The 26611-nt window shown below is 40.7% G+C and carries 17 protein-coding genes; 6 read left to right on the plus strand and 11 right to left on the minus strand.

Annotated elements, in window-relative coordinates; genetic code table 11:
- Positions 1 to 332: 332 nt before the first annotated feature.
- The 4 genes from MMU07_RS11775 to MMU07_RS11790 all read right to left on the minus strand — a co-directional run bounded on the left by MMU07_RS11775 (position 333) and on the right by MMU07_RS11790 (position 4210).
- Positions 333 to 674 (minus strand): hypothetical protein, encoded by a 342-nt coding sequence (locus MMU07_RS11775; RefSeq protein WP_241126073.1) that lies wholly within the window; start codon positions 672 to 674, stop codon positions 333 to 335.
- 210 nt (positions 675 to 884) lie between these two features.
- On the minus strand, positions 885 to 1748 hold the full coding sequence (locus MMU07_RS11780; protein ID WP_241126074.1) for a phytanoyl-CoA dioxygenase family protein: 864 nt from the start codon (positions 1746 to 1748) through the stop codon (positions 885 to 887).
- 178 nt (positions 1749 to 1926) lie between these two features.
- Positions 1927 to 3159: a M48 family metallopeptidase gene (locus tag MMU07_RS11785; RefSeq protein WP_241126127.1), complete on the minus strand. Its 1233-nt coding sequence runs from the start codon at positions 3157 to 3159 to the stop codon at positions 1927 to 1929.
- Between the two features lie 4 nt (positions 3160 to 3163).
- On the minus strand, positions 3164 to 4210 hold the full coding sequence (locus MMU07_RS11790; RefSeq protein ID WP_472843677.1) for a PorP/SprF family type IX secretion system membrane protein: 1047 nt from the start codon (positions 4208 to 4210) through the stop codon (positions 3164 to 3166).
- Between the two features lie 139 nt (positions 4211 to 4349).
- Here MMU07_RS11790 and MMU07_RS11795 point away from each other — a divergent pair, with 139 nt between their 5' ends.
- The 6 genes from MMU07_RS11795 (at position 4350) to MMU07_RS11820 (ending at position 19970) form a co-directional block, all read left to right on the plus strand.
- The gene (locus MMU07_RS11795) at positions 4350 to 9788 is read left to right on the plus strand and encodes a gliding motility-associated C-terminal domain-containing protein (RefSeq protein WP_241126076.1); all 5439 of its coding nucleotides are present in this window, start codon (positions 4350 to 4352) and stop codon (positions 9786 to 9788) included.
- 14 nt (positions 9789 to 9802) lie between these two features.
- On the plus strand, positions 9803 to 10552 hold the full coding sequence (yaaA, locus tag MMU07_RS11800) for a peroxide stress protein YaaA (protein ID WP_241126077.1): 750 nt from the start codon (positions 9803 to 9805) through the stop codon (positions 10550 to 10552).
- Between the two features lie 162 nt (positions 10553 to 10714).
- Positions 10715 to 14197, plus strand: a complete 3483-nt coding sequence (locus MMU07_RS11805; protein ID WP_241126078.1) for a gliding motility-associated C-terminal domain-containing protein — start codon at positions 10715 to 10717, stop codon at positions 14195 to 14197.
- Between the two features lie 261 nt (positions 14198 to 14458).
- Positions 14459 to 17173: a hypothetical protein gene (locus MMU07_RS11810; protein WP_241126079.1), complete on the plus strand. Its 2715-nt coding sequence runs from the start codon at positions 14459 to 14461 to the stop codon at positions 17171 to 17173.
- Positions 17174 to 17321: 148 nt separating this feature from the next.
- On the plus strand, positions 17322 to 18551 hold the full coding sequence (locus tag MMU07_RS11815) for an MFS transporter (protein WP_241126080.1): 1230 nt from the start codon (positions 17322 to 17324) through the stop codon (positions 18549 to 18551).
- Positions 18552 to 18611: 60 nt separating this feature from the next.
- Positions 18612 to 19970, plus strand: a complete 1359-nt coding sequence (locus MMU07_RS11820; RefSeq protein ID WP_241126081.1) for a glycoside hydrolase family 140 protein — start codon at positions 18612 to 18614, stop codon at positions 19968 to 19970.
- Between the two features lie 31 nt (positions 19971 to 20001).
- On the opposite strand, the gene MMU07_RS21850 is transcribed toward MMU07_RS11820, so the two are convergent.
- From MMU07_RS21850 to cysS, 7 genes are all read right to left on the minus strand, one after another.
- On the minus strand, positions 20002 to 20199 hold the full coding sequence (locus MMU07_RS21850; protein WP_418884514.1) for a type II toxin-antitoxin system RelE/ParE family toxin: 198 nt from the start codon (positions 20197 to 20199) through the stop codon (positions 20002 to 20004).
- A gap of 95 nt (positions 20200 to 20294) precedes the next feature.
- Positions 20295 to 20486, minus strand: coding sequence for a hypothetical protein (locus MMU07_RS11825; protein ID WP_241126082.1), 192 nt, complete (start codon positions 20484 to 20486; stop codon positions 20295 to 20297).
- Positions 20487 to 20545: 59 nt separating this feature from the next.
- Positions 20546 to 21691, minus strand: coding sequence for a galactokinase (gene galK / locus MMU07_RS11830; protein ID WP_241126083.1), 1146 nt, complete (start codon positions 21689 to 21691; stop codon positions 20546 to 20548).
- Between the two features lie 11 nt (positions 21692 to 21702).
- Positions 21703 to 22770: an aldose epimerase family protein gene (locus MMU07_RS11835; RefSeq protein ID WP_241126084.1), complete on the minus strand. Its 1068-nt coding sequence runs from the start codon at positions 22768 to 22770 to the stop codon at positions 21703 to 21705.
- 36 nt (positions 22771 to 22806) lie between these two features.
- Positions 22807 to 23832: a LacI family DNA-binding transcriptional regulator gene (locus MMU07_RS11840; protein ID WP_241126085.1), complete on the minus strand. Its 1026-nt coding sequence runs from the start codon at positions 23830 to 23832 to the stop codon at positions 22807 to 22809.
- A gap of 25 nt (positions 23833 to 23857) precedes the next feature.
- Positions 23858 to 24838, minus strand: a complete 981-nt coding sequence (locus MMU07_RS11845) for a M28 family peptidase (protein WP_241126086.1) — start codon at positions 24836 to 24838, stop codon at positions 23858 to 23860.
- Complete coding sequence (gene cysS, locus MMU07_RS11850) at positions 24828 to 26318, minus strand: cysteine--tRNA ligase (RefSeq protein WP_241126087.1); 1491 nt, start codon at positions 26316 to 26318, stop codon at positions 24828 to 24830. Before cysS ends, MMU07_RS11845 begins: the two co-directional genes overlap by 11 nt.
- Between the last annotated feature and the right edge of the window lie 293 nt (positions 26319 to 26611).

Here is a 26611-nt window from a genome sequence, read left to right on the forward strand (position 1 = left end):
CGGTTTTTGGGCTAGAAAGAATCGACGATCAGTATATGTCCTTTTTGTCTATCGTTCTATCGATTGAACTAGCTGCACTAACCTAACAAAAAGTAAAATATAGTAAGTACTATGAAGGTGCTGACACAGCCACCATCTAATTTTTTTGCGCCGTAGTCTGCAATCAATGTTCTGAACAGGTTGTTCAAACTTTTTAGGTGATTTTTGAATCTTGGTTTCTAACCTTCCCAATCAAATTGCTGTAGTTGCAGAGGGAATACCAATGCTGTTTTGGTATTTTGGAAAAACACCCCTCCTGAATACTCAGAAGAGGTTGATTTCGAGTTCGATTTTTATTTTTCAGAAAGTGTCCGGTTTGGTTGGGGTTGATTCCTCATCGTTCCGGTCTTTTCTCTGCGGTTTTCATTCTCTGCATTTACATTTGGATCTTCATTCCTTGGAAGGGACTTGTTCTTGTTTTGTTTATCCAAATCTTTATTTTTTGAGGGATCAACAGTTTTGGAAGTCACCTTTAATTTTCTTTCCTTTTCCTCATCAAGGTCAAATTCACGATCAGTTTTTCTTTCACCTTGGTCAGTAGGATTCAAGTCATTTCTGCCTCTTTCTTGGTTTGTTCTTTGATTTGAATTTTTTCCATCCTGAGGATTGCGGTTTTCATTTTTTTGTTTGTTCATGATTTCGTGGGTTTATGTTGGTAAATTATTGACTCTCAAAGTTACATCACCCAATAAATCAATGTTTTACATGAATTTTTAAAATAGATGCAAAATTCACAGCAAGAAAAATCTCTATAAAAAAATAGAGTTGACGGGAGATTTAAAAATAATGGTCTAGAAAGGATTCCTAGACCATTTAATTTCTTTTAAAAATCAATTTTTACATACTCAATTCAGCAAGGGAAAAAACTGCCCTTCCATTTTGTGTCCTTTTTCTATGATTGGCACACCTTTGAGCAATTCGTCATCCGTATTGGAGATGGTTCCGTCGGCAAAAACATTTAGGACAAAAGCCCTCCGGCTTCTTGGGGAGCGGTTTTCGTAACTTCCATGCACCATCAGTGGATGGTGGAAAGTTCCATATCCGGCTTTGAGTTCGATGGCCACCGGTTTGAATGCTGCTTTTTGTTCTTCTGTCATGAACTCCATCAATCCGTCCATTTTGCCTGCAAGGGATGGTTTTTCTAATAGTCCCCATTTGTGGCTGCCGGGGATATAGTAAAGGCAGCCGTTTTCCGTAGTTGCATCATCGAGTCCACACCAACAGGTGAGGTGTTGCATCTTGATCGTGCGGGTCCAATAGGAATAATCCTGATGCCAAGCCACCACACCGCCATGATGGGCAGGCTTGCAGAATAATTGGTCATGCCAAAACCGGACTTTTTGATCACCAAGAAGCTGACTTGCCGCCATAACAAAAGCCGGATTCCAAATCACATCATGAAAGGCTTTGGAAATCCTCCAATGACCTAGGGAATGGAACAAGACAGTATTCGGATCATCCGATTCATTGCTGTGAAACTCATGGAAAAGATGGTGGAAAGGATGCTTTGGATCTGCAACTTCATCCAATTCTTTTTTGAGGATTTCTATCTGATTTTCGTCAAGGAGTTTGATGCCGCTGAGGTATCCTTGCTCATGAAAAAAATCAACCTGTTCTTGGCTTAATCTGTACGGTTCCCAATCTTCTTGGGTTTTTGGATAAGGGAATAGCCCTGTGATAGGTTTGTGAATGAGGGATAAGTCTTGCATGGGATTGGTATTTTGGGAATAGCCTTGAAGTTAAAAGAAAGATTGGAGAATTGGAAGATTACAAAATTGAAAAATTGGAAGATTGGAAAATTAAATCTATCGGTAGAGAGGTTTCAGAAAAGAAACAATGTGGCTCTAAAAATATGACGCATCATCGGTCATCGGACAATCAACATCTCTACTTCTCCAGCCTTTCCAATCTTTCAAGCAGGGGAGGATGGCTGTAATTGAAATAAACATACCAAGGATGTGGGTTGATATTGCTTAGGCTATTGACCGATAAGGTTTTCAATGCTTCAGCAAGAGGTTTGCCATCATAAGTTTCCTTGGCAAAAGCATCTGCCTCAAATTCGTTTTTGCGGCTCATCAAATTCATCCCAATGCCCAATATGCTGGAAATGGGAGAAAAAAGGATTGTAAACCCAATGATATTCAGATGGATAGCCATCTCTGTGCCGCCAAGAGCAAGACTCATCTGCTCGCTGTGAATAAACTGGGCAAGGATAAAAAGCAGGATTCCGACCTGTAGGACAGAGGTGACCATGCTCCATAAGATGTGCTTTTTCTTGTAATGTCCGATTTCATGGGCGAGAACTGCCACCAATTCGTCGGGAGTATGTTGGTCGATAAGCGTATCAAAAAGGACTACTTTTTTCCTTTTACCAAAACCTGAAAAGAAAGCATTGGCTTTTGCGGAGCGTTTACTGCCGTCCATCACCAGAATATTGTCCAAAGGAAAATCAACAGACCGCGCATACCTGACGATACTGTTTTTGAGTTCACCCTCTTCAAGTGGAGTAAGTTTATTGAAGAGAGGCAAGAACCAAGCAGTATAGAACATATTGACAATGACCATGAAAACACCTGAAACTAACCAAAACTGCCACCAAAAGTCTTTACCCATCTGATGGATGAGCCAAAGCAGCGTTCCAAGCAATAGTCCACCGACGACAATAGATATAATATATCCTTTGATTTTGTCTGAGAAATAAGTTTTTTTGGTGGATTTGTTGAATCCAAATTTCTCTTCAATCACAAAAGTCTGGTAGTAATCGAATGGAATGGAAATAATGTCAGAACCGATAAACACCACTGCAAAATAACCCAAAGACAAGAGAATGGGGTGGCTGATGTATTCTTTGAGGAAAAGGTCCAGCCATCCAAATACTCCAAAATAGATAAAGGCAATAGTTAAAATGAAGACCGTTGTACTGGTAAGCAAACCAAAGCGAAAATTTGCCCACTGATAAGATTTTGATTCTAGCAGTTTTTGTTGGCTGATGTATTGGTCAAGGGTTTTTGGAATGGCAGGAACTGGTCTATTGATATTAAGGAAGCTAAGGGATTTTTCGGCTATAAAACCTAAAATAAGAACCCCCAAAATTAGGTACTTGATCTCTTCAGCCTCCATCAGCCTAAAACTTTGGACAAGGTAAGAGTGTATCCCTTTTTCGTGTTCTTCCTTGGTTTTTGTCAGCCAAAAGGAACGAAATACTGACCTCATGGGCACCACCTGATTGAATGCCAAGCTGAGATACCGTGTAATCGAAACTATATCCCATACTCATTCCTGTCGGAAGGTTAAAACCGATCATCATGACGATGGCGTCACGGTTATTTTGATTTTCTACAGGTTTGTAAGGGAGCCCACGGTACCATATTCCGAGATTCAAGGGCTCCATATGGAGGTAAGCGCCTATATCGAGTTGCTCAAAAGGGCCCTGACGTTTGTAATTCAAGGTAGGAAGGAGATATCTTTGCTTTCTTTGATGCGTAAAATCAGAGCGGTAACTACCGGAACCCAAGGAGATTCTGTATCCGGTATGAATGGAAAATTTTGCAGGTAATGGACTTACTCCTTCTAAGAAAGATTGGTTTGGTTCATTGATATGGTGTGCAGAGAGACCAAACCAGAATTTGTCAGTAAAAAAAAGTCCACCAAAAGAAAGGGATAATAAATTTACAGGGTCACCTGACCCGGGAAGATCCGTACTAGGTAAAGTAGGCCCCAAGGGGTCAGCCGGATTAATCTGGTTGGCAAAAATGAGGTTTTCAAAAAAACCGATGTCCCTCCGGATGTAAGCAGCCTGAACACCCGGACGGAAGTAGGCGTTTTCGCCTACTCTGAGTTCATATGAATACAATCCGGCAACAGTAGTAGATCTTAATTTTGCACCGCCTTCTACATCATTCATAACCATAAAACCAATTCCGCTGTTATAATCATCAAGATAGGTATCATAGTATGCTGAGAAAGTAGTAAACTGTGCCTGAAGCCCGGGCCATTGGTTTCTGTAGTTCGCGCCGATGCGGGGCAACATTTCGGATCCCGTAAAGGCAGGATTAAGATATAGAGGCGCTGCATAGTACTGACTGAATTGCGGGTCCTGTGCCTGCAATGTCATTGTTCCCATAAAAATAAAGGAAACGAAAAAAAGACGGTGGATAAAAGACCTTTGCAAGTTGTAATTCGTTATGTTAGCAATTAGATTCACCTTTGCAACGTCCAAAACGTTTTGTTGTTTTAAACGCAACGTGTAAATTATGAAAAGCCTAAGTAATTCCATAAAAATTTCCTTTTTTTTTAGTGCGCTAATAATTTTGAACTTTGTATTCAATGCCGCACCCCTATACGCCCAAGGTTTTAACAATAATGAATGGATATTTGGCGATTGTGGAACAGGCCAAAACAACATTCTTTCATTTGGAAAAGGTGAAGAACCAATAGTAAGGAATCTTCCAAGCGGGGTGATTATTGGACAAAATAACAACGCTGTTGCCATTGATCCAATTTCTGGGAACATTATTTTTTATTCCAATGGAGTTTTGGTCTATGACGCTAACAATCAGGTGCTCGAAGGTGTAGCTCCGGGCATTGACGGGAACATCAACGGACAGCAAGAATTGGCCATTGGTGTATTGAGTTATGATCCTCAGGGAGATAGGTTGTATTATATTTTTTACGTAAACCCCGTAGGAGATTTGCAATATGCCCTGATTGACATGAATGCACCGGGCCAGGCAGTTGGGAATGAACCTCCCTTGGGTGAGATCATAGAGAAAGACCAAGTCATCGTGGGTGCTGTCTCAGGACCAATCATGGTCGTAAAGACCCCTCAATCTCCATCTTACCTGATTAGTATCGAAGGAGGTTCGATTGTGTCCAGAAGGATAGGAGCCAATCCCGGTGAATTTATACTCAATTCAAATGCGGCGGTACCATTTACACCAAAGTTTATGGTTTTTGATGAAGCTTCCCAAAAAATCATATTAATACCCGAAGATCCTAACGAAGATATCGTGGTTGTGGATTTTGATGTTGCCACTGGATCTTTTGGTGCCCTTGAGCCTATCACCCAGTCAAGCAATGCCAATGATTTTGGAGGAGCCTCCTTTTCCCCTGATGGAGATTATATTTATTTCTCCAGAGGAGACGAGTTGTTGCGTGTACCCTTGAGTGACTTGACGGCAATTCCCGAGGTAATCCCGCTTGAAAACGATGTTTTTCAGATTTATGACGTCAAAATTGGACCTGATGGCAGGCTTTACTATATCTACGAGGAGGTCGCAGGCGGCCCGCAGCTGATAGGCAGAGTAGAAAATCCCGATGTAGTCGACCTCGCTGAAATCGAATTGGAAGAAGATCTATTTGACGGAACTGATTTTTGCGGGAGGATTTTCCCTCAGTTTGCCCCAAATCAAAATATCAATGCCACAGTGGATTTTGAATGGAACCCGGATGAACCTTGCTCTAACAATCCAATACAGTTGACAAGTCTGATTACTCCTGAGAACTTCCGACCTGTAAGTTTTGAGTGGACTTTTAATCCACCGTTGACAGATGAAGATGGAGCACCTGTAGATATTGATTTTACCCAGGAACATTTGTTGATCCCCGAGGAAGCTACTTCCAACGAGAGCATAGATGTTACCCTGACCGTAACATTTGCAGACGGAACCACACAGACAGTAAACAAAACCATCACTTTGTTGCCCAACGAATTACAGGTTCAATTCAGCGCGCAGGATACCACAGTTTGTGAAGGGGCATGTGTGGACATTGGATCAATGCTTGAAGTTCAAGCTGGTGATGGCCAAGGTGGCGGGGGAGGCGGAGGTGGAACTTATGAATATTTCTGGTCCAATATCCGGGAATGGAGACCAACCAAAGATAATTGTGTTGATTTGCCGGGTTTGTATTGGGTATTGGTGAGAGAACCTGGTTCTGAATGCTATGCTTATGGTAGTGTCAGGGTTAGAATTTGGGATTTAAATGACCAAAGCAATAACATTTGGTATTTTGGTGATGGTGCCGGATTGGATTTTAATCCTGATCCCAATGATCCCAACGGACCTACACCTAGAGCAGTCAGCCATAATCAGAACATTCCCGCCGGTACCACCACGATTTCAGATGAAACTGGGCAGGTTTTGTTTTTTACAGACGGAGAGACTGTGTGGGATCTTAATGGCAATGTCATGGAAAACGGAGATAGCATAGGTGGAAGTAACCTTTCTTCCCAAAGTGTATTGGCTATACCTGTTCCTCAAGACGAGACCATCTTTTACCTCTTTACTACTCAAACTGCAGCAGACGGCAGCAATCAGGTAAAGTTTTCAGTTGTTGATATCAAGGTCGAAAACCCCAACGGGGTAGGTAATGTAGTAAGCAAAGATAATTTTCTTTTCAGTCCAAGCACGGAGCATTCAGCGGCCCTTGCAGCTGGAGATACCACATGGGTTTTATTTCACGAACTCGGTAACAATACCTTTAGGGCATATCCGGTTTCCATATTTGGTATAGGTAGCCCGGTATTTAGTTCTGTTGGATCCAATCATGGTTTCAATACAGGAGTGGGTACTATGAAATTCAGCCCTGATGGGACCAAGGTCGCTGTTACTATTCAAGATGGGGCTTGTAGCCGATTGGAAATATTTGACTTCGATCCTGAGAATGGAGAAATGACAGAGTATGCTTTATTGGATTTGGGTTGCAATGGAGAGGATATTTACGGAATGGAATTTTCTCCTGATGGCAGTCGGGCTTATGTCTCCTTTCTAGGTGGCGGGGGGAAAGTGGAGGAGTTTTTGATCCAGGCTCCAGAGCAAACTGGTACCACACCTTTGGCATGTGCGGCTTGTTTTGATAATGCCAATACAAGGCCACAAAGAGAAGCATGTATTTTGAATTCACCGGTAAGGGGAGTTTTAAGTACATCGGGTCCATTTGGTGCGCTACAGATAGGTCCGGATGGACAAATTTATGTAGCACGTCCAGGTCAAAACATGTTGGGATCAATCAATGCCGGTTCAGATTGTAACGTAAGTATTTATAATGAAATGGGTTCTCCTCCATTGACCGGAACAAGCAACCTTGGATTACCGTCTTTTGTACAACAGTCAGGAAGTAGTATTCCGGATCCGTTGCTTTCAGGAACCCCTCAGTTATGTCTTGATCCACAAAATGGGGTAATAGGACAGTTTCAAGGTGCCGGCGAATCCGATATTGACAGTTACTTCTGGACAATAACCCATGAGGACGGTACCGTGGAGTTAAATAACTTTGGAGGACCTGGTGAGCAGTTTCAAATTTATGAACATCAATTTACCAGACCTGGTTTTTATACTGTTGATCTTAGGGTAGACCGCTGTGGCGATCCTGATTTTTATGAAGGAAGGCTTGATGTTTTAGTCATAGCTCCGCCTACTCTCACTTTGCCTGAAGCCGTTACTTTGTGTTTGGGAACTCCGATAAGCCTTACTGCCATAGATGGTTATGATCCTGCTGAGGGTCTTTATGATTTCGAATGGAGGAACGCTGCAGGGCAGTTATTTGGAGACCAAAACTCAAATACCATCATAGTCAATGAAGAAAGTATTTTCACTGTAACAGTCTCTCATAGACCGGGTGCAGGCGTAGATCCGGCCTTTTTTGACCCCTGCCCTTCTGAAGCTTCGGTTTTTGTTGGGCCTGCCTTCGAATTTGACCTGACCCAAACAGCAGAGCAGGTTTGTTACGATGAAAACCTAGTTGTTTTCGCACCCAACACTCCCATCTCCGGACAATGGTTTTATCAAGTTCAAGGGACAGTAAACAGGATTCCTCTAGGTGAATTTTTTGAGCTGAACTTGATTCCAAATACCCTGCCTTCTCCTGGGGTTTATGACATCATATTTATAACAGAAGATCCAATCTTAGAAGGATGTATTATCGAAAAGCAATTGGAATTGATTGTTTTTCCGATCCCTGTATTTGAAGTTGTCGTTTTGACTGATGCGGATGATTGTGTCGCGGCAAATGGAAGTTTTGAAATAACCATGTTGGCTGATGCGGATGAAGTCAGGATTGTTGAAACAGGTCAAACCTTTACAAATGTTAGTTCGGGAGATGTGTTGCCGGTGGTTACCGGACTTGAGCCGGGAGTTTATACACTGGTAGCTACAAGTGATTCAGGTTGTGAGTTTTTACTCCCTGTAGTTGTCAGGAACCTAAATCCACCTGTGGGGATTTCTGATTACGAAATCACAGCCAACCCTGAGACTTGTTCGGCAACTGGAGTGGACTTTGGATCAATGGATATTGTTTTTAACCTGGGTCCACAATCAGGTTCTTACCAATTAATCCGACAAGAGGATGGTCAGCAGTTTACAGGAACTTTCACTGGTGTAACTACTATCAATGTCCCACTACCGGATGGAACCTATAATCTGACTCTGATAGATGATGTCGATTGTGCTTTTCCTGATCCGGTTTCTTATATTATTGATAATGCCGACCAAGTTGAGTTTTCGGTTCCTACCAATGTCACAGCTTGCGCCCTTTATGTATTGGTACCTATCTCTCAGAATAATCTAAACTATGAGGTAAGGGGTCCAAATGGACAGTTGATCAGTCCTGACCAAGACGGTGGTTTTACTTTTGAGTTTACAGGTGTTTACACAGTCCGTGGCATCGATCCAAGTGGGGTTTTGTGTCCAAGCGAATTGAGCCTGATTCAAGCAGTAATAAACAGTCCAATTGATTTCTCCTTGAGTGACCCAATTGTAGACTGTGATTTGGGAATTTCCTATCAGGCAGTTCTTTTTGGCTTCAATCCAAACAATGCTAATTTTTATTGGAGAGATTCTAATGGAAACATTGTAGGTAGAAATCAGGTCTTTTTCCCGGCAAGTCCGGGAGTTTATTCTGTTGAAGTACAGCCAAGAAGTGGTGGATTGTGCCCGGAAAGAACAATAGAATTTGAGGTTGAGGAATTCTTGGAAAATCTAGAAGTCAATTTGGTGGCCCAACAATTTTGTGAGGGAGATACATTCGCTAACATCAATATAGAAGCTGATTTCACCAATGTTGATGAAATTCTATGGTTTAGTGTCCTCGGTTCAGTAAGGACACCTTTACCCGGGTTTACGGATCAACAAACCATTACCGTATTTGACACAGGAGTATTTGAAGCTGTGCTCAACAGTGTTTTTGGCTGTGAATTGGCAAGAGAGCAAGTTCAGATCTCGAGGTCGGTTATCGTTCCTCCAGTATTGGCGCCTAGCTACACCATTTGTGCAATTGAAAATGTGACTGTACAGCTTCGTCCCGGTACATATGACTTCTATTCATGGAAACTTGAAGGCAATGAAGTTTCTACGGATTCTGTATTTGTGCCTACACTGCCCGGCAATTACCTATTGACCGTATCGGATCTCCTTGGTTGTGATTACACTATAAGCTTTGAAGTTGTGGAAGACTGTGCATTAAGGGTAATTTTCCCTGATGCCATCGTTCCAAGCAGGCCTGATAGGCATTTCTTGGTTTATGCCAACGACTTTGTTGATGAATTGGAAGTGTTTATTTTCAACCGATGGGGAGAGCTGATTTTCTATTGCGAGCAAAAAAACATTAATAGTGATACTTTTGTTTGTAGTTGGGATGGATCAGTAAATGGAACTTATGTCCCCATCGGTGTGTATCCAGTAGTAGTTAATTACAAGAGCAATAATCAAAACGTCACCAACAAAATCACCAAATCTATTTTAGTCATTGAGTAAACTTCAAATACAGCATGATTACCCTTATTTCCCCTGCCAAAACACTTGATTTAAGTACCTCAGAATTCCCGGTATATTCATTGCCTGACTTTCAAAAGGAAACTTTTGAGCTTGTCAGAATAATGCAGAAAAAATCCATACAGGATCTACAAAATTTAATGGGTATCAGTGAAAACCTAGCAGTCCTGAATAAGCAGCGCTTTGTGGATTTCCAAAAAAAATTTGAAATCCAAAATTCAAAACAATCACTTTTGGCTTTCAAAGGAGATGTCTACATGCAAATTGATGTCGAGAATTACTCAAAAGAAGATTTTGAATTTGCCCAGGAAAGACTCAGGATTCTTTCTGGATTGTATGGTATGTTAAAGCCTCTGGACTTGATTCAGCCTTATCGTTTGGAAATGGGGATTCGTTTGGAGAATAAAAATGGGAAAAATCTTTACGAGTTTTGGGGTACAAGGATCGCCAAAGCCATTAATGAAGTTGCTAAAGGGGAAACTTTAGTGAATCTTGCTTCCCATGAATACTTCAAAGCAGTGGATCAAAAAATATTGGAACCGAAAGTCATCACGCCTATTTTTCAGGAATACAGAAACGGTAAATATGAAATTATCGGTCTATTTGCCAAAAAAGCGCGTGGAATGATGGTCAATCACATCATTAAAAATAGAATTAATGACCCAGAATTACTCAAAACATTCAATGAGTCAAATTACGAATGGGTGGGAGAGGATGCTGATGGGATTTGGAGGTTTGTAAGATAATTTTGATTAAATACCTCAAGGTTTTTTTGAGCAGATATTATACATATAAATGTTTTTTATATTTAAAATAATGTATTTTAAATACATAAATATTTTTTTATATAATTAAAATACTGTAGTTTTGGGTCAAGGTTTCTTTTGAATCTTTATCCTATCTCGCAAATGAAAACTTTAAAAAATCACCTCATTGCAATTCTATTGCTTTTTTTGTCCCTGCAATCGGGAATTGCCTCTATAGAACCAGATTTGGATCATAAAAATCCGGGAGAAGTTTCTGCTATTTTATCTGGTACACTCAGCGACTTTGGAATAACAGGACCTGAAAAATTGTGTCTTTATCAAGGAAGTATAATAGGGGAATTTTTTGGTGGAGGTTTAGTTTCAGATGTATTTCGATGGAAAATTATCAAAACTGACGGAAGTGTTCTGATTGAAAGGGAAGGTGGATTTCAATCTTTCAGTCATACCTTTTCAGAACAAGGCGAATTTGAAATCCAACTGACCATAAGAAGAGGGGTAGAACAAGTATATTCCGGAACAAAAAAAATCATCATAAACAAAGAGGCAGATTTAGTCATACAAAATTCATATCTGTTATGTAACGATGGTACAGCCACACTGACATTATTGGATCCAAACACACCTAACCTCAGTTCTTTTCAAATAGAATGGTATGATGGAAACGGCCAACTTATTGGAACAGGTAACAGTATCCAAGTCAATAAAGAGGATAAGTATAATGTTGAATTTTTTACCCTGAATGAAATAGGAGGGCAAGTTTGTCCATTTTCAATTACTACCTACGTTTATAAACCTAAGGAGTACCAATTGACAATTAGTACAGATCAGGTCTGTGAAGGATCTCAATCTACAATTGTTTCTGCAGGAAATTCGGTTTTCGGATCTTGGTTTTTTCAAAAAGAAGGTACTGATGACAAAGTATTTCTTGGAAAAGGCAATAAATGGCAGATTGTTGGGGGTAGGGATTTGCAGGGCCCCGGCTTGTATAAGATAATTTTTGAAGTAGATAACAGTGCTTCCGAATATTGTAAAACTGAAGATTTTGTAAATTTCACTGTAAACCAGCATAGCAATTTCAATATTAGCTTTGAAAAGGGTTCAGAAAATTGTGGTTCCAACGATGGGATTTTGGAAATCGTTGCTTTGACTGACTTGGATATCTTGAGGGTAAGAAGAGATGGGATTGTTTTTGCCACGTTCCGAAACCTTACCGAAGGTGAAGTAATAAAAATCCCAGGATTGTCACCGGGATTATATGCTGCTTCAGGTGCTTTGAATGGATGTTCACGATCAAAAGGAGCTATTTTGCCACTAACCAACCCCCCATCCAACCTTGAATACACCATAAAGGAAGTGGTCGGAGAATCCTGTAATATTTCCGGAAAAATTGATGGTCAAATCCACATCAAAATGCTTGAAGCAAATTTCTCGGGGACCTACAGACTTTTGACAACAACAGGTGGAGTAGTGAAAAAAGGAGATTTAATTGATGTTGAAGAATTTTCGATTTTAGCTCCTGCAGGGAATTATTTTGTCGAAATCAGTGAAACTACAGGCTGCGTCAATCCAAAAACTGAGAGAATTGTAATCGGTAGCAAACCTCAGGTTAGCTATTCAATAACTGATAGATTGAATGTTTGCGGGTATTTTGATTTAACCCCAACTACAAATCAAAATCTGTCATTTACTTTGACTTACCCAAACAATTCTAAGGTGACAAAATCCAAAGACGATGCTTTTAGAATTGACCAATCCGGGGAATACATTTTATTGGGATTTGAAAGCGATTCTCAGGGAGGATTGTGTCCAAAAGAAACAACGCTATTTGTGACTGTTTCCAATCCTATCGATTATCAACCTGAATTGATTTCAAGTGATTGTTTTGGTAATAAGCAGTATGTTGCTAATCTCTTTGGGGCCGATCCAAGCAGGTTTAATATTACTTGGTTCAATGAAAAAAATGAAATAGTCGGAACAGAAGAGTTTTTATTCCCAACTACTTTTGGAGAATTTAAACTTGAAGTGCAGCCTAAAAACTCGGAGGCATGCCCAACACCTCCAAAATCCTTTAAAATCGATCGTGAAGTTCTAGAGGTAGAGTTATCTCTTCAATCTTCAGCACTTTGTCCGGGAGGGATTTCCGAGATTACTCTTTCAACAGATCAAGAGTCAGTTAAAACCATTTCTTGGTTGTACATAGATTTATTGGGGAAAATATCGTTTTTGGAACAATTCGAAAATGAAACCCGGATTTCTGTCAGCAGGCCGGGTAGCTATGAGGCGGTTGTATTCAATGATTTATCCTGTGAGATCGGCAGAGCACTTGTCAGCATAAAAGAAAGTGAGGATTTGGCATTCTTTGAAGTGCCTGAACAGTTGGTTGTCTGCGAAACTTATGAACTTATTCCTACTACGGATTTGGATTTGAAATTCACAGTTATCAATCCGGATGGAACCTCAAATACTTATGGGAAAGGTGAAAGTTTCTTAATATCAGAAAATGGGGAGTATTCCATAACAGGTGAAAGTGCCGACAGCAATATTGCCTTGTGTACTGTTACAAAAAAATTACAGGTAATAAAAAATATTTCAGTGGATTTTGAACCCGAAATTTTTGAACAAAACTGTGAAGGAAAACTTGTTTATTCAGCAAACTTGTTTGGCAAACCTGTTGCAGAAGTTGATTTTTTTTGGTACAATGAAGTCGGGGAGTTGGTCGGAACTGAAGAATTCATGAGCCCACAGAGTTTCGGTATTTTTGAGTTGGAAGTAAGACCAAAAGGAAGTTTTCCATGTCCTGGACCAAACAAAAAGAAGTTTGAAATAAGTAAGCCTGTACTTGAATTGGAAGGTAAACTTGTATCCTCGCCATACTGTCCGGATACAGAAAGCGTTTCTATTATATTAGAGGCCAATCTTTCCCCTTCAATCATTATCAATTGGTTTTTTACAGATTTCAATGGGAATAGAGTCTCAATAGTAAATTTTTCAAATCAGAAAGAAATCGTGGTTTCTCAAGAAGGTACATACGAGGTGGAGATGAGAAACCATCTGGGTTGTCTTTTAGGAAGTGACTTAATCCTCCTCATGAAAAGTATGGATGAAAATAGGCCTCAGGTCGAAGAAAGTTATATCATCTGTAATTCATTGGGAAATGCTGTATCTATCGATCCGGGTTCTTTCTTAAAGTATGAATGGTTTTTGAACGGAGTTTTGGTGAATGACAAACCTACATTTTCACCATCAGAGAAAGGAAGTTACAGATTGACCGTGACGAGTTTTGAAGGCTGTTTATTCACGACTTTCTTTGAAGTAAAGGAAGAATGCGTTTTTCAAGTCAGACATACCACCGGAATGAGCACAAAGGATGTTTCAAGACCATTTAAGGTGTATTCCAATTCTTTGGTTGATCAAATTGAGGTTTATATCTTCAACAATTGGGGTCAGATGGTTTTCCATTGTACCAAGCAAAATTTTGATTCTGGAATGGACTCTTGCGAATGGAATGGAGAATTTAATGGACAGTCAATTCAGCCTGGGAATTATTCCGTCAAGATCATTTATAAAAATAATTTTGAAAATATTTCTAAATCCATAATAAGCTCAGTTACAGTTGTTGATTGACCCATTCAGGATTTTGGGTATTTGATTTTGAAGGTTGGATGGTTTTTTTTGTCATACAAACAATTTTAATTTTAAAAGTGTAGTTGCACCATATTTTCCATTGATAATAAGAACGTTAGACCGATAATTTTGAGTTGTAATTTTTTGCAGAAGGATATTAATGGTATTGTTTTTGTGTTGTACATTGGGATGTTGGTTTTTGGATTTTTGGTCTTGAATCACACTATCTCGCTGATATACCACCTATGTAATGATTGTTTTATGAAAAAATGCTCCTACTTTTTAAGGCTGCGATTTATCTTGGGTCTGCTCTTTTTCTTTTCAGGAATTGAACAAATTTTTGGAAATGAGCCTGATCTTCCTGTAAATATGGCAGGCTTTTTTGTAGACCCTGTATTGTCAGGTCCCGATAATTTGTGTGTCATTTTCGGCAGTGCCATAGCTGATTTTTCAGGAGGTGGTGAACCCACCACAGATGTGTATGATTGGGTGATTACAAATCCCTCAGGAGGAGAACATTTCACAAGAAATGGAGGCGCAACTTTCCAAAATATCAGTGTTCAGTTTTCCCAACTTGGGGTTTATACAGTCTCTTTAAGGGTAAGAAGGGGTAATGATATCATTTACAGCGCATCAAAAACTCTTTCTGTAATCCAAGGCCCCCAAATTGTCCTCCAGCCTGATTATTTATTATGCGGAAGCGCACCAAGATTACTCACAGCCATCAATCCTGCCACTCCGAATATCAATCAATACACTTTTGAGTGGACAAATTCCTCTGGAGATATTATTGGAAATCAAAATGAATTGAGTGTAGAGGATGAAGGGTTTTATTTTATATCACTGTTTTTGACAAATTCATTAGGAGGTACCGATTGTCAAATAAACGGTGGGACATACGTGGGGCAGCCAAGGGATTTTCGTTTGTTGATCAATAGTCCGGAGGTCTGTATGGGCGAAACCGTTGAGCTTGCGTTAGATACTCCTATCTCGGGCCAATGGTTGATTCAGAAAATCGGAGAAACGGATTTGATTGAACTTGGGAATGCATTCTCTCTGAGTTTGGATTCAGAGGAGGATCTTTTTGGGCCGGGAAATTACAGGGCTGTTTTTAGAGCGCTTGATAGCCAATACCCTGATTGTGTATCGGAAAGAGATATCAGTTTTTCTTTAAAAAACCAAGCTGAATTTACATATTCCAATATAGTGGCTGCTTCTGGTTGCAATATGCAGGATGGAGGCTTTTTGTTTACAGCCCAATCGGACTTGGATTTTCTGAGAATCAATGAGCTTTCATTGTTGGAAGCGGATCTTTCTGCTGGAGAAACTCGGTCTTTTTCTAACCTTTACCCGGGAATTTATGTCGTAGAAACCCAATTAGATGGTTGTAACAGATCTGAAGTTATAATTATTCCGAATAATAATCCTGTTCCCGACATGATGTTTGAGGTAGTCGAAATCGGAGAGTCATGTTCAGAAACAGGAAAAATAAATGGAATTATCAGGGTAAATTTACTGAATGGACCCTATACAGGAGAATATAGAGTAGTAGAAGCATCCGGGGCTATATTTTTTTCAGGGGTAATATCCAATGTCAGTTCCTTTGATGTTTCTGTTCCGGGAAATAATTATGCTATAGAAATAATTTCTCCTTCGGGATGCAAATTTCCTGAAAACAGAATTCTGGATATTCCGGTGAAAGAATTCGTGCCATTTACTATTCCTGAACAACTTACAATTTGTGGAGATTTTGATTTTATTCCTTCTACTGATCAGAATTTAGCATTTACCTTGATCAGCCCATCGGGTCAGACAGAGACCAAAAACGCAGGTGAAGTGTTTGTTTTGAACCAATCAGGAAATTATACCTTGACAGGGACTAGCTTAGATCTAAATCCAGAATTTTGCCCCCGGACGATTCCTTTCTCTGTGGTGAATGTAGCTGTTCCTAATTTTGAACCTGTTTTGGAGAGTGAGGATTGCTTCGGTAATAAACTATACAAGGCAGAATTGTTTGGTGCAGATCTTTCCACAGTGTCGATAAGGTGGTATGATGAAAATCTAAAGATCGTTGGAAGGGGAGAAATGTGGTATCCGACAGCTTATGGTAATTTTTCTTTGGATGTACAGCCTAGGGCTTCAAGTCTTTGTGGTTTCAATCCAAAACCTTTTGAAGTGAGACCCCCGGTTTTTGAAGTTGATATGACATTGACTGCGGGATTGATCTGTGGCGAAGGACAATTGGCCACCGTTTTATTAGAATCAGATTTTGAAGAAGTCGATAGGATAGAGTGGATATTCATTGCAGCTGATGGGACGCAAGCTATTTTGACACAGTTTGCAGACGAAAGAGAAATAGAAGTTGCTGAAGAAGGAACATATGAGGCTGTGGTTTACAATCGTATTGGCTGTGAGATAGGACGAGATTTGATCCTCGTGTTGAAAAGTTATGATGAAACAAGACCTGACATAAAACCTTTTTATTCGATTTGCACGGAGTCCAACTATGGTGAGATTGTAAACCCCGGGATTTTTGACTCGTATGAGTGGTTTCTCGATGGTGAGTTTGTTTCGGATGAGCCAAAATTGAATCTCAGAAACGAAGGCAATTATACCTTATTCGTAACCAATGCAGATGGTTGTGTTTTTGAGTCCTCTTTTTCTACTTTCGAAGATTGTACTTTCGAGGCCATCCTTACCACAGGGATGAACCTGAATGATGTCAATAAGCATTTTGAAGTGTATGTAAATGATGCAGTTGAGAAAGCACAAATATGGATTCACAACCGAAATGGAGAACTGATCCATTTCTGTGAAAATAACGAAATACAATCAAGAGTGGCTTTTTGTCAGTGGGATGGTTTGGTAAGAGGTAAAGAAATACCAGTAGGTTCATATACAGTAACCTTGAGAATCATCAGCACGAGGTTTGGATTAGCACAGAAAATCACACAAAATCTTGTTGTGTTTGATTGATAATTTCAGATTTTTTCTAGTATCAAATCCTTGGATCCATAATTTTTTATGAAAGGGCATCGCTATACCTGAAATTTTTTATATTTTCCGTCTTTATTAAAATCAACCCAATTTAAAAGTCAATTCCAACCTTTTAAACCCAATTAATATGAACGAAAATATCAACAAGACAGCATTATTCAATGCAAGTTGCTTTGCACTCATTACGACTGCATTTACTTTCGCAATCCGAGCGGGTATTTTGCCTCAGCTCGGAGATCAGTTTGGCCTGACTGCCGAACAGCTCGGATTTATTAACTCCATGTGGTTTCTTGGATTTCCGATTTCCATGATCTTAGGGGGGCTATTTTACCATACTATTGGTCCCAAAATCATCATGCAAATTGCATTTATCACACATACCTTGGGTATTGTGTTGACGATTTATGCAGGAGGCTATACAGGGCTTTTGATTTCTACGCTTTTTATTGGTTTTGGTAATGGCTGTACCGAAGCTGCCTGTAACCCGATGATTGCGGATATGTATTCCGGGGTCAAAATGAACAAAATGCTCAACAGATTCCATATGTGGTTTCCCGGCGGTATAGTTTTGGGAAGTTTGATATCCAAATTCATGACAGATTTTGGAATGGGATGGCAAATGCAAATGTGGGTATTGATGATTCCTACTTTGATCTATGCATTCCTGTTTTTTGGAAAAGCATTTCCAAAGCCAACAGTGGAGGGAGTTACTTCCATCTCGAGTAACATCAAAGCAATGTTTTCTCCTGTATTCATTTTCTTATTTTTCTGTATGGCACTTACAGCCATTTCGGAGTTTGGACCTCAGCAGTGGGTAAACGTTGTCATGAGCGCAAGTGGCGCAAGTGGAATGCTAATACTCGCTTTGACTACCGGAATTATGGCTGTCGGCAGGTTCTTTGCAGGACCGGTTGTGAAATCTCTAGGTCAGACAGGTGTCCTACTTGGCGGTGCTATTTTTGCTACTTTAGGTATCTATATGTTTAGCACCGTCACAGGTTCTATGTCCTATTTTGCAGCGGTAATTTTCGCCATAGGCGTTTGTTATTTCTGGCCTGTCATGGTAGGTGCTGTTGCCCAAAGAGTACCTCTCAGTGGTGCATTGGGGATGTCAATTATCGGTGGTGTGGGTATGTTCTCCACTGCCATCTTCCAACCTATCATCGGTAGATGGATAGATGACTCAAGGGCTGATCAAACCGCTTTGGGCTTGGCAGGTGATGCACTTGAATTGGCTGCAGGCCAGGCAACTTTGCTCAAAATGGTAACATTCCCGGCAATCCTGGTAGTTTTGTTTGCGATTTTCTTTATTTGGCAGAAAAACTCAAAAGTCGCTGCAGGTGCTGCAGCACACTAAATACCTTAAAGCAGTCCGAAAGGGCTGCTTTTTTTTGTCTTTTGTTTTGTAAATTCCATCATGAAAAAGATGGTATTTATTTTCCTCTTTTTGGGTTATCTGGTTCCCGGTTTTGCTCAGGTAAGTGGCCCAATCAAAATATCAGAAAACAAAAGGTTCTTTGCCCAATCTGACGGCTCTCCTTTTTTTTGGATGGCGGATACTGCCTGGGAATTGTTTCATAGAACTGATAGGGCAGAAGCTGAATTCTATCTTGATACAAGGGTATCTCAGGGATTCAATATTGTTCAGGCCGTGGCCTTGGCAGAATTGGATGGGTTAAATTCACCAAATTCCTATGGGGAAATCCCTTTTAGCTCGATTACACCTTTGGTCTTCAATGAAAAATACTGGGAGCATGTGGATTATATCATTGATTTAGCTGCGCAAAAGGGAATCCATATAGCCCTTCTACCTACTTGGGGTGACAAGCTGTATAAAGACAGTTGGGGAATGGGCCCGGAAATATTCAATGAAGAGAATGCCTACACTTATGGAAAATGGATCGGAGCAAGGTATGCAGGAAAGAAAAACCTGATTTGGGTTTTGGGAGGTGACCGCAATCCTCGAAAAGACGCTGATGATGTGTCAGTCTGGAATCAGATGGCAAAAGGAATCCAAGCTTCAGCCAATACGGATAATCCGATTTTGATGACTTTTCATTCACAGCCACACCGTCCGGCAGGTTCTTCGACATGGTTCCATCAAGAAGATTGGCTGGATTTCAACATGCACCAAACGGGACATTGCCCCAATCAACCCACCTACCGAATCATCAGTCACGATTATGGACTGAATCCTACCAAACCGACTCTTGACGGCGAACCGCTCTACGAAGAACATCCCAACTGCTTCAATGCCAAAGAGCTTGGCTACAGCAACCCGGATGATATCCGAAGAATCATGTATTGGAATGTTTTTGCAGGCGGTGCCGGACAGACTTATGGATGCCATGCTGTATGGCAGATGTTTACTTTGGACCGACAGCCTGTCAATGCACCCTTAAGACCCTGGAAAGTTTCTCTGGATCTCCCAATGGCCAATCAGGTCAAGCATCTCAAAAACCTGATACTCTCCAAGGCCTATTTTAACCGAATTCCTGATGATGACATGGTGGTGAGCAAACAGGAGGATGATGAACATTTTGTCATTGCCACAAGGGATACAGAAGGATCTAATGCGATGATATATTTCCCTACCGGAAAAAGCGTGGAAGTAGATTTCTCCAAAATGAAAAATAAAACTCTGAAAGCCAATTGGTACGACCCGAGAACAGGTGTTAGTTTCCCTTTTTCAGGAACCGAATTGACAAAAGGAAAAAATTCAGTAAAAGCTCCTTCCAGTGGAAAAGGGCAGGATTGGGTCTTGGTGGTGGAGTGAGTAAAACCTAAATAAAAAAACTAATAAATTGTCAAATTCCTTTCAATTTATTAGAATTCCTCGAGGTATGGAAAATTCTGGATATAGTTATTTGGTCTTTTGAAAATCTATAAATGATCTTAAAGCTCCAGACTATTAAAAATCTATATTCAGTTTTTTTATGGGATAATAATTGTTCTAATGTTCCCATTTCAGGAGAAGATTCAAGAAGCGTTATTTTTCCTAAAATTTTATTTTATACTATTTCAGCATAAGAAAGGCCTTGTTCTTTTCGGATATAATTAATGGCTCTTTCTAATTGACCAAATGCTTTATTTGTTCAGATTATTTTAGCAATTCCCGTGATTTATTGATTACCTCTTCATGACTTAATACTTTACCCTTTTCCTCCTCCAATTCGGATTCATCGATGTCCGCAAGTAAAGAAAGTTGGTCATAAACGTCTTCTAGTGTTGATTCAGGCGTCAATCGCTCGGCTATTTGAATCAGATATTTTTTTAAAACAGGATATTTCATACCTAAATTTATCACAAAAAGATGAAATTAACATTAACAAGAAATGATAATAAGAAAGATCATAACAACCCAGTCCCATCTTCCAAGCTCACTTCATAAAACTTTGGAGTCACATTAAATTGGGCTTCAAAAGCAGGTTGGATATTTTCTTTGAGGGTTTTGACTTTTGCTTTTTCGACAATATTGATGGTGCAGCCACCAAATCCGCCTCCCATCATGCGGCTGCCCAATACATAATCAAGTTCCTTGGTGAAATCAACCAGAAAATCAAGTTCCTCACATGACACTTCATACAGCTTAGAAAGACCTTCGTGGGAGCCATACATTTTTTTTCCAAAACCATTCAGGTCATTTTGGTCTAATAATTCAGAACCCGCCACAACCCTGTCGTTTTCTTCAATGATGTATTTACACCTGTCGTAAACTGTTGGGCTGATGTAAGCTTGGACAGTATCCAAGAGTGCCAAATCCATGTCCCGTAAAGATTTTATTTCCGGATTATTTTTTTTGGCCGCTAGGACACCTTCCTGACATTCCTGTCTTCTTTTGTTATAGGCAGAATCTGCCAAGGAATGCTTCACACGTGTATCAATCAGCAAAATGCTGTGATCAGGCAAGTTCAGAGGAAAATATTGGGAATCCATTGACCTGCAATCCAAGCGGATGACATGGCCTTTTTTGCCCATCACTGAGGCAAACTGGTCCATAATGCCGCATTGAACACCTGCAAAAACATGTTCTGCCTTTTGTGCATAATGGATCAATGAGCGGTTTGGAATATGAAAGCCAAACAAAGTATTCAAAGCAAATCCGACAGCGGCTTCCAATGCTGCAGAAGAAGAAAGTCCTGCACCCACTGGAATATCCCCGCCAAAAACCATATCATAACCCTGAACAGCATATCCGGCTTGTTGCAATTGGGCAGTGACTCCCATGATGTAAGTCGCCCAATGACCCTTCTTTGGACCAAAAGAATCAAGATTAAAGGCGAATTCCTCCTCAAAATCGACTGAATAAACCTTCGCTTGTCGGGTACGGTTGGCAGCGATGGCGACAATCATTTTTTTATCTATGGCTGCCGGCATCACAAAACCCTCATTGTAATCTGTATGCTCGCCGATCAGGTTGATCCTTCCTGGAGAATAAACGGTCAAAGGTTCTTTTTGGAACAAATCCTTGAAGGTGGACTCGATTAGTTTCTTCATTTTTAAAATATTCACTCTGCCGTAAATACAAACTGTGTTCTCGATTGGAATATTTCTTCCGGCATCAGGAGTATGGATGGAAACTCGGGATGGTTGCAGGAGTCCGGGAAATGTTGCGTCTCCAGACAGATCGCTGTTCTTTTGCCATAAGTAAGGCCATTTTTCCCTTTGAAATCATTTCCAAGATAATTACCGGTATACACTTGAAGTCCGAGTTCGGTGGTGGAAAGGGTCAATTTTCTCCCTGATTCTGGGTCATAAAGTACGGCGCAATCCTCAGGTTGGTTGAGGACAAAGCAATGGTCGATTCCTCCGGCAATTTCTATTTGGGGGTGTTCCCGGTGAATAGGTTCGCTGATTGGTTTTAGGTTTCTAAAGTCAAAAGGGGTCCCTCCGACGTTTGCGATTTCGCCTGTGGGCAAGCTGTTTTGGTTCATTGGAAGATATTTCTCAGCGTCTACAAAGAATCCGTGACCCTCGATTGTTTTGGAGAAATCACCCGATAAATTAAAATAGGTGTGATTGGTGGGATTGAGGATGGTTTTTTCATCAGAACTTGCTTTATAGCTGATTTCCATCCGCCCTGTTTCATCCAAAGTATAAGTCACCCATACATCAATGGTACCAGGATAATTTTCCTCACCATCTTGGCTTTGGTAATAAAAAGTGACTCCCACCGAATTATGGGTTTCAAATGGTTCTGATTTCCAGACTTTCTTATCCCACCCTTCCATTCCGCCATGGAGGTGAATGTCGTTTAAGTTGGACGGAAGTTCATATATTTTTCCATCTAGATGAAAGCGGTTGTCTGTAATGCGGCCTGCAACCCTTCCAACAGTCGACCCGATATAGCAATAATGATCTTGATAATCTTTTTGAAGGTAGCCTTCCAAAGTATCAAACCCCAACACCACGTCCTCCATTTTCCCATTTCTATCAGGAACCAAAAGATGCGTCCAAGTCGCGCCATAGTTCATTACGGAAACCTCAATTTGATCGGGAATGCTGAGCGTAAATAGATGGATTTCATCTCCTTTGGGAGTAAATCCAAATGTTTTGGAGGTTAAGACAGGTTGCATAGGCTGGTTTGGGTATAAAAAAAGCCTTTTGAGGCTTTAAGTTTTTTTCTTAGATGAATTGCGGGGAACTAAGGTGGTCAACAACACAAATGACTGCGGATCGTCAGGTACGATTTCTTCCAACTGGTCAAGTAAATGATTGGCAGCGAGTTGCCCCATTTCATATCCGGGCTGCGAAACCGTCGTGAGTGAAGGTTCTACCACTGCCGAGGTAGGGTTATTTGTAAACCCGGCAAGTGCGATTTGCTCAGGAATTTTGATGCCCTTTTCTTTTAACACTATCATGACATCGACTGCCACAGGATCAATCATTGCAAATATTGCATCCGGTAGATCTCCGCTTTCCATCATTTCCAAGGTTACTTTGCGGTTCATCTCAGGGGTCAGGTCAGTAAAATAAACCATGCTTTCTTTTTCCGAAATACCGTATTCCGCCAAGGCTTCAAGGTAACCTTCTTTTCTCTTTTTGCTGATATATAAGTCCTCGGGTCCCGAGAAATAAGCTATTTTTCTACATCCTTGATCCAAAAGATGCTTTACTACCAAGTAGGCGCCATGTGCATCGTCCACCGTGATTTTGGAAACAGGAATTTCTTCGGTCACCCTGTCAAACATGATGAAAGGAATTCCTCGGTCATAAATGTCCTGCAGGTGTTCGTACGTTTTGGTTTCGCGGCTAAGGGAAATCAATAGACCGTCAACCTGCGAAGACACCAAAGTCCGGATGTTGGCCTTTTCCTGTTCGAAGGATTCGTTGGACTGGCATATCATAATATTATAGCCACGCTTATAAGCGGTATCCTGTATACCGCTGATATTGCTTGAGAAAAAATGGGAAGTCAATTCAGGAACTATAACACCCAAAACCTTGCTTCGGCTGATCCTGAGACTTTGTGCCAAAAGGTTATACTGGTAATTCATACTTTTGGCCATCTCCACAATACGTTTTTTGGTATCGGGATGGAGCTCTGGCGAGTCTTTCATCGCCCGGGAAACAGTAGAGACCGACACGCCAAGTTTTTTGGCGATCTCTTTCATTGTAACCTGATGGCCTTTTTTCATGATTTGGTGGTGGTTTTTAGGATTCTTATTCTTGGAATACAGTGAATAAAACTGTCTGGCCTACTGCCTTAAGCGTTCTTTTATCGATTATTTCCATATTGTCCATATGGGTATGATGGTAATGTCCAAATCCTGCCCTAGGGGAAAATTCAATAATATCTATCATTGGAATCCCCGCATCTCTATTGACAAAAACATGGTCATCGATGATTTCGGGAGCATTTTCCATGATAAAGAAGTCTGAATATCCCAATTCTGAGGCAAAATTCCATACTTTATTGACAATGTTTTTGGCATAGCGCATGGAGTTTCCCTCTTTATAGAACCTTGCCCCCTTGGCACCGACAAGGTCTACCAGTATGCCGTAGTAGGCTGAATAGCCTGCCTGATGAGGATTTTTAGACCAATGCTGAGAACCGAGACACCACCAAATCTGGGAATTGTTTGGCCTGTTTGTATGCTCAGGCTCTCCGTCATCTTCCCCATCAAAAAGTATAAAATCTATCCCTATTTGAGGTTTTTGCTCCGAAATGCTGATAATCCTAGCTATCTCCAATAGTACACCTACACCCGACCCCCCATCATTGGCACCATCTATTGGTTCGTCAATTCTTTCGGTGTCCTTGTCGGCGATTCTTCTTGTATCCCAATGGGCAGCCAATAAAACCCGTTTCTTTGCTGAGGGATTATATGAAGCGATGACATTGGTCAAATTCCACAATTGGTTATCGTAAGTTTTGGCCTGAAAATCTTGTGTCTGAACGTCCAACCCAAAGCTTTCGAATTTTTGGACAAACCACTCTTTTGTTTTTTTATGCGGTTCCGTATTGGGAACTCTTGGGCCAAAATCCACTTGTTTTTGAATGTAGGCATAAGCAGAGTCGGCCACAAAATCAGGTACAGGTTTGTATACAATAGGCACTTGAACAGTGTCTGTTGTTTTGTCTCCGCTACAAGACCAAAGTAAGATGAATGCAAGAATGTATATTCCCCAACTACTCCTCATATGCCCAATCGATTTTGTCTTTCATGTCTTTAACCACTATTCCCAAATCTTTCAATCCATTCCGGATCTCATCCACTTTATCATAGTTGCGGGCTGTTTTTGATTCGGAGTAAAGCTTCAATAGAACATCCAAAAACCCTTCTTGGTTATTGGCTACCTCTTCTTTTAGACCCAATATTTTTTCAACAAAAATTACATAGGTCTGGATCATTTGGTCAAAAATATCCTTACCAAATACAGCTACATGCAACTGACCGGTATAGATAGAATTGATTTTTTTCAGCAAATTGAAAATATGACCAATGGCCTGAGCTGTATTGAAGTCATCATCCATCGCACGGTAAGCGTTGCTGATGCTGCTTAGGACCTGCTTGATCTGATCTGTATCCAATGCCATGGTATCCGCGGCTACAAATTCGAGTTTCTTCGCAATCCGTAAACCATTGATGATTTTTTTATATCCTTTTTGGGCGGCTTTCAGGGCATCATTGGAGAAATCCAAGGTGGACCGATAATGTGCCGTCAGTATGAAATAACGAATGGTCATCGGGCTGTAGGCCTGCTCCAAAAGTTTGTGGTCTCCTTTGAAAAGCTCCTGAAGGGTAATGAAATTACCCAATGATTTGCCCATCTTCTGCCCGTTGATGGTGATCATATTGTTATGCATCCAATACTTGGCCGGATCCTGATGATTACAGGCATTGCCTTGCGCTATTTCACATTCATGGTGCGGAAACATCAAATCCATCCCGCCTCCGTGGATGTCAAACAGCTTTCCAAGGTACTTCGAACTCATGGCCGTACACTCGAGGTGCCAACCCGGGAAGCCCATGCCCCAAGGAGATTCCCATTTCATCAGATGCTCGGGAGAAGCATTTTTCCACAAAGCAAAATCAACAGAATTTCTTTTCTCACCCTGTCCGTCAAGGTCACGGCTTCCGCTGATCAGCTCATCCAAAACCCGACCTGAAAGCTTTCCATATTCGTACGTTTCATTGTATTTCAATACATCAAAATATACCGAACCATTGACCACATACGCCAAACCTTCTTTCAAAATGTTCTCGACCAAAGTGATCTGCTCAGGAATATGCCCGGTCGCCCGAGGTTCAATGCTCGGTTTCCATGTATTGAGCGCCTCCATATCCCTGTGGTAAGTGTCAGTATATTGCTGTGCCACTTCCATCGGTTCCAATTGCTCCAATTTGGCTTTTTTGGCAATCTTGTCCTCGCCCTCATCTGCATCACCCTGCAAATGTCCTACATCTGTGATGTTGCGGACATAGCGTACACGATAGCCAAGATGTGTAAGGTATCTATTGACAGTATCAAAGGTGATTGCCGGTCTCGCATGGCCAAGGTGCGCATCTCCGTATACGGTAGGACCGCATACATACATACCAACAAAAGGCGGGTTGATCGGTTCAAAATCTTCTTTCTTGCGGGAAAGAGTGTTGTAGATTTTTAGATTATGAGTCATATTATAAGGGTACGGAATACCAAAGAATAAAGGTATTTAAAATGAAGACGCAAAATAGAAAATAGAAATCGGGAATGAAAAGAAATGGGTTGAGATGAAGGATTTAATAGAACTCTGATTCTATGTCAGTAATCCAAAATTCTACTTCAAACGGGTCGGAAGACGGAAGTACCGGATATTTTAGTCTCTTGTCATGAAATTGATTAAATCATCATTTTTACTAGTGTCTCGGGAAATGAAAATAATGGTTTTTTGAGGAATGGATATTCTCTCAAATTATTTATCGGGTTTTG

This window comes from Cognataquiflexum nitidum, assembly GCF_022538055.1.
GTDB lineage: Bacteria > Bacteroidota > Bacteroidia > Cytophagales > Cyclobacteriaceae > Cognataquiflexum > Cognataquiflexum nitidum.

Excerpts from the sequence above, each read along its gene's own strand:
- MMU07_RS11775 (WP_241126073.1), bottom strand. The coding sequence starts at position 674 with ATGAACAAACAAAAAAATGAAAACCGCAATCCTCAGGATGGAAAAAAT.
- MMU07_RS11780 (WP_241126074.1), bottom strand. The coding sequence starts at position 1,748 with ATGCAAGACTTATCCCTCATTCACAAACCTATCACAGGGCTATTCCCT.
- MMU07_RS11785 (WP_241126127.1), bottom strand. The coding sequence starts at position 3,159 with ATGGAGGCTGAAGAGATCAAGTACCTAATTTTGGGGGTTCTTATTTTA.
- yaaA (WP_241126077.1), top strand. The coding sequence starts at position 9,803 with ATGATTACCCTTATTTCCCCTGCCAAAACACTTGATTTAAGTACCTCA.
- MMU07_RS11805 (WP_241126078.1), top strand. The coding sequence starts at position 10,715 with ATGAAAACTTTAAAAAATCACCTCATTGCAATTCTATTGCTTTTTTTG.
- MMU07_RS11810 (WP_241126079.1), top strand. The coding sequence starts at position 14,459 with ATGAAAAAATGCTCCTACTTTTTAAGGCTGCGATTTATCTTGGGTCTG.
- MMU07_RS11815 (WP_241126080.1), top strand. The coding sequence starts at position 17,322 with ATGAACGAAAATATCAACAAGACAGCATTATTCAATGCAAGTTGCTTT.
- MMU07_RS11820 (WP_241126081.1), top strand. The coding sequence starts at position 18,612 with ATGAAAAAGATGGTATTTATTTTCCTCTTTTTGGGTTATCTGGTTCCC.
- MMU07_RS11825 (WP_241126082.1), bottom strand. The coding sequence starts at position 20,486 with ATGAAATATCCTGTTTTAAAAAAATATCTGATTCAAATAGCCGAGCGA.
- galK (WP_241126083.1), bottom strand. The coding sequence starts at position 21,691 with ATGAAGAAACTAATCGAGTCCACCTTCAAGGATTTGTTCCAAAAAGAA.
- MMU07_RS11835 (WP_241126084.1), bottom strand. The coding sequence starts at position 22,770 with ATGCAACCTGTCTTAACCTCCAAAACATTTGGATTTACTCCCAAAGGA.
- MMU07_RS11840 (WP_241126085.1), bottom strand. The coding sequence starts at position 23,832 with ATGAAAAAAGGCCATCAGGTTACAATGAAAGAGATCGCCAAAAAACTT.
- MMU07_RS11845 (WP_241126086.1), bottom strand. The coding sequence starts at position 24,838 with ATGAGGAGTAGTTGGGGAATATACATTCTTGCATTCATCTTACTTTGG.
- cysS (WP_241126087.1), bottom strand. The coding sequence starts at position 26,318 with ATGACTCATAATCTAAAAATCTACAACACTCTTTCCCGCAAGAAAGAA.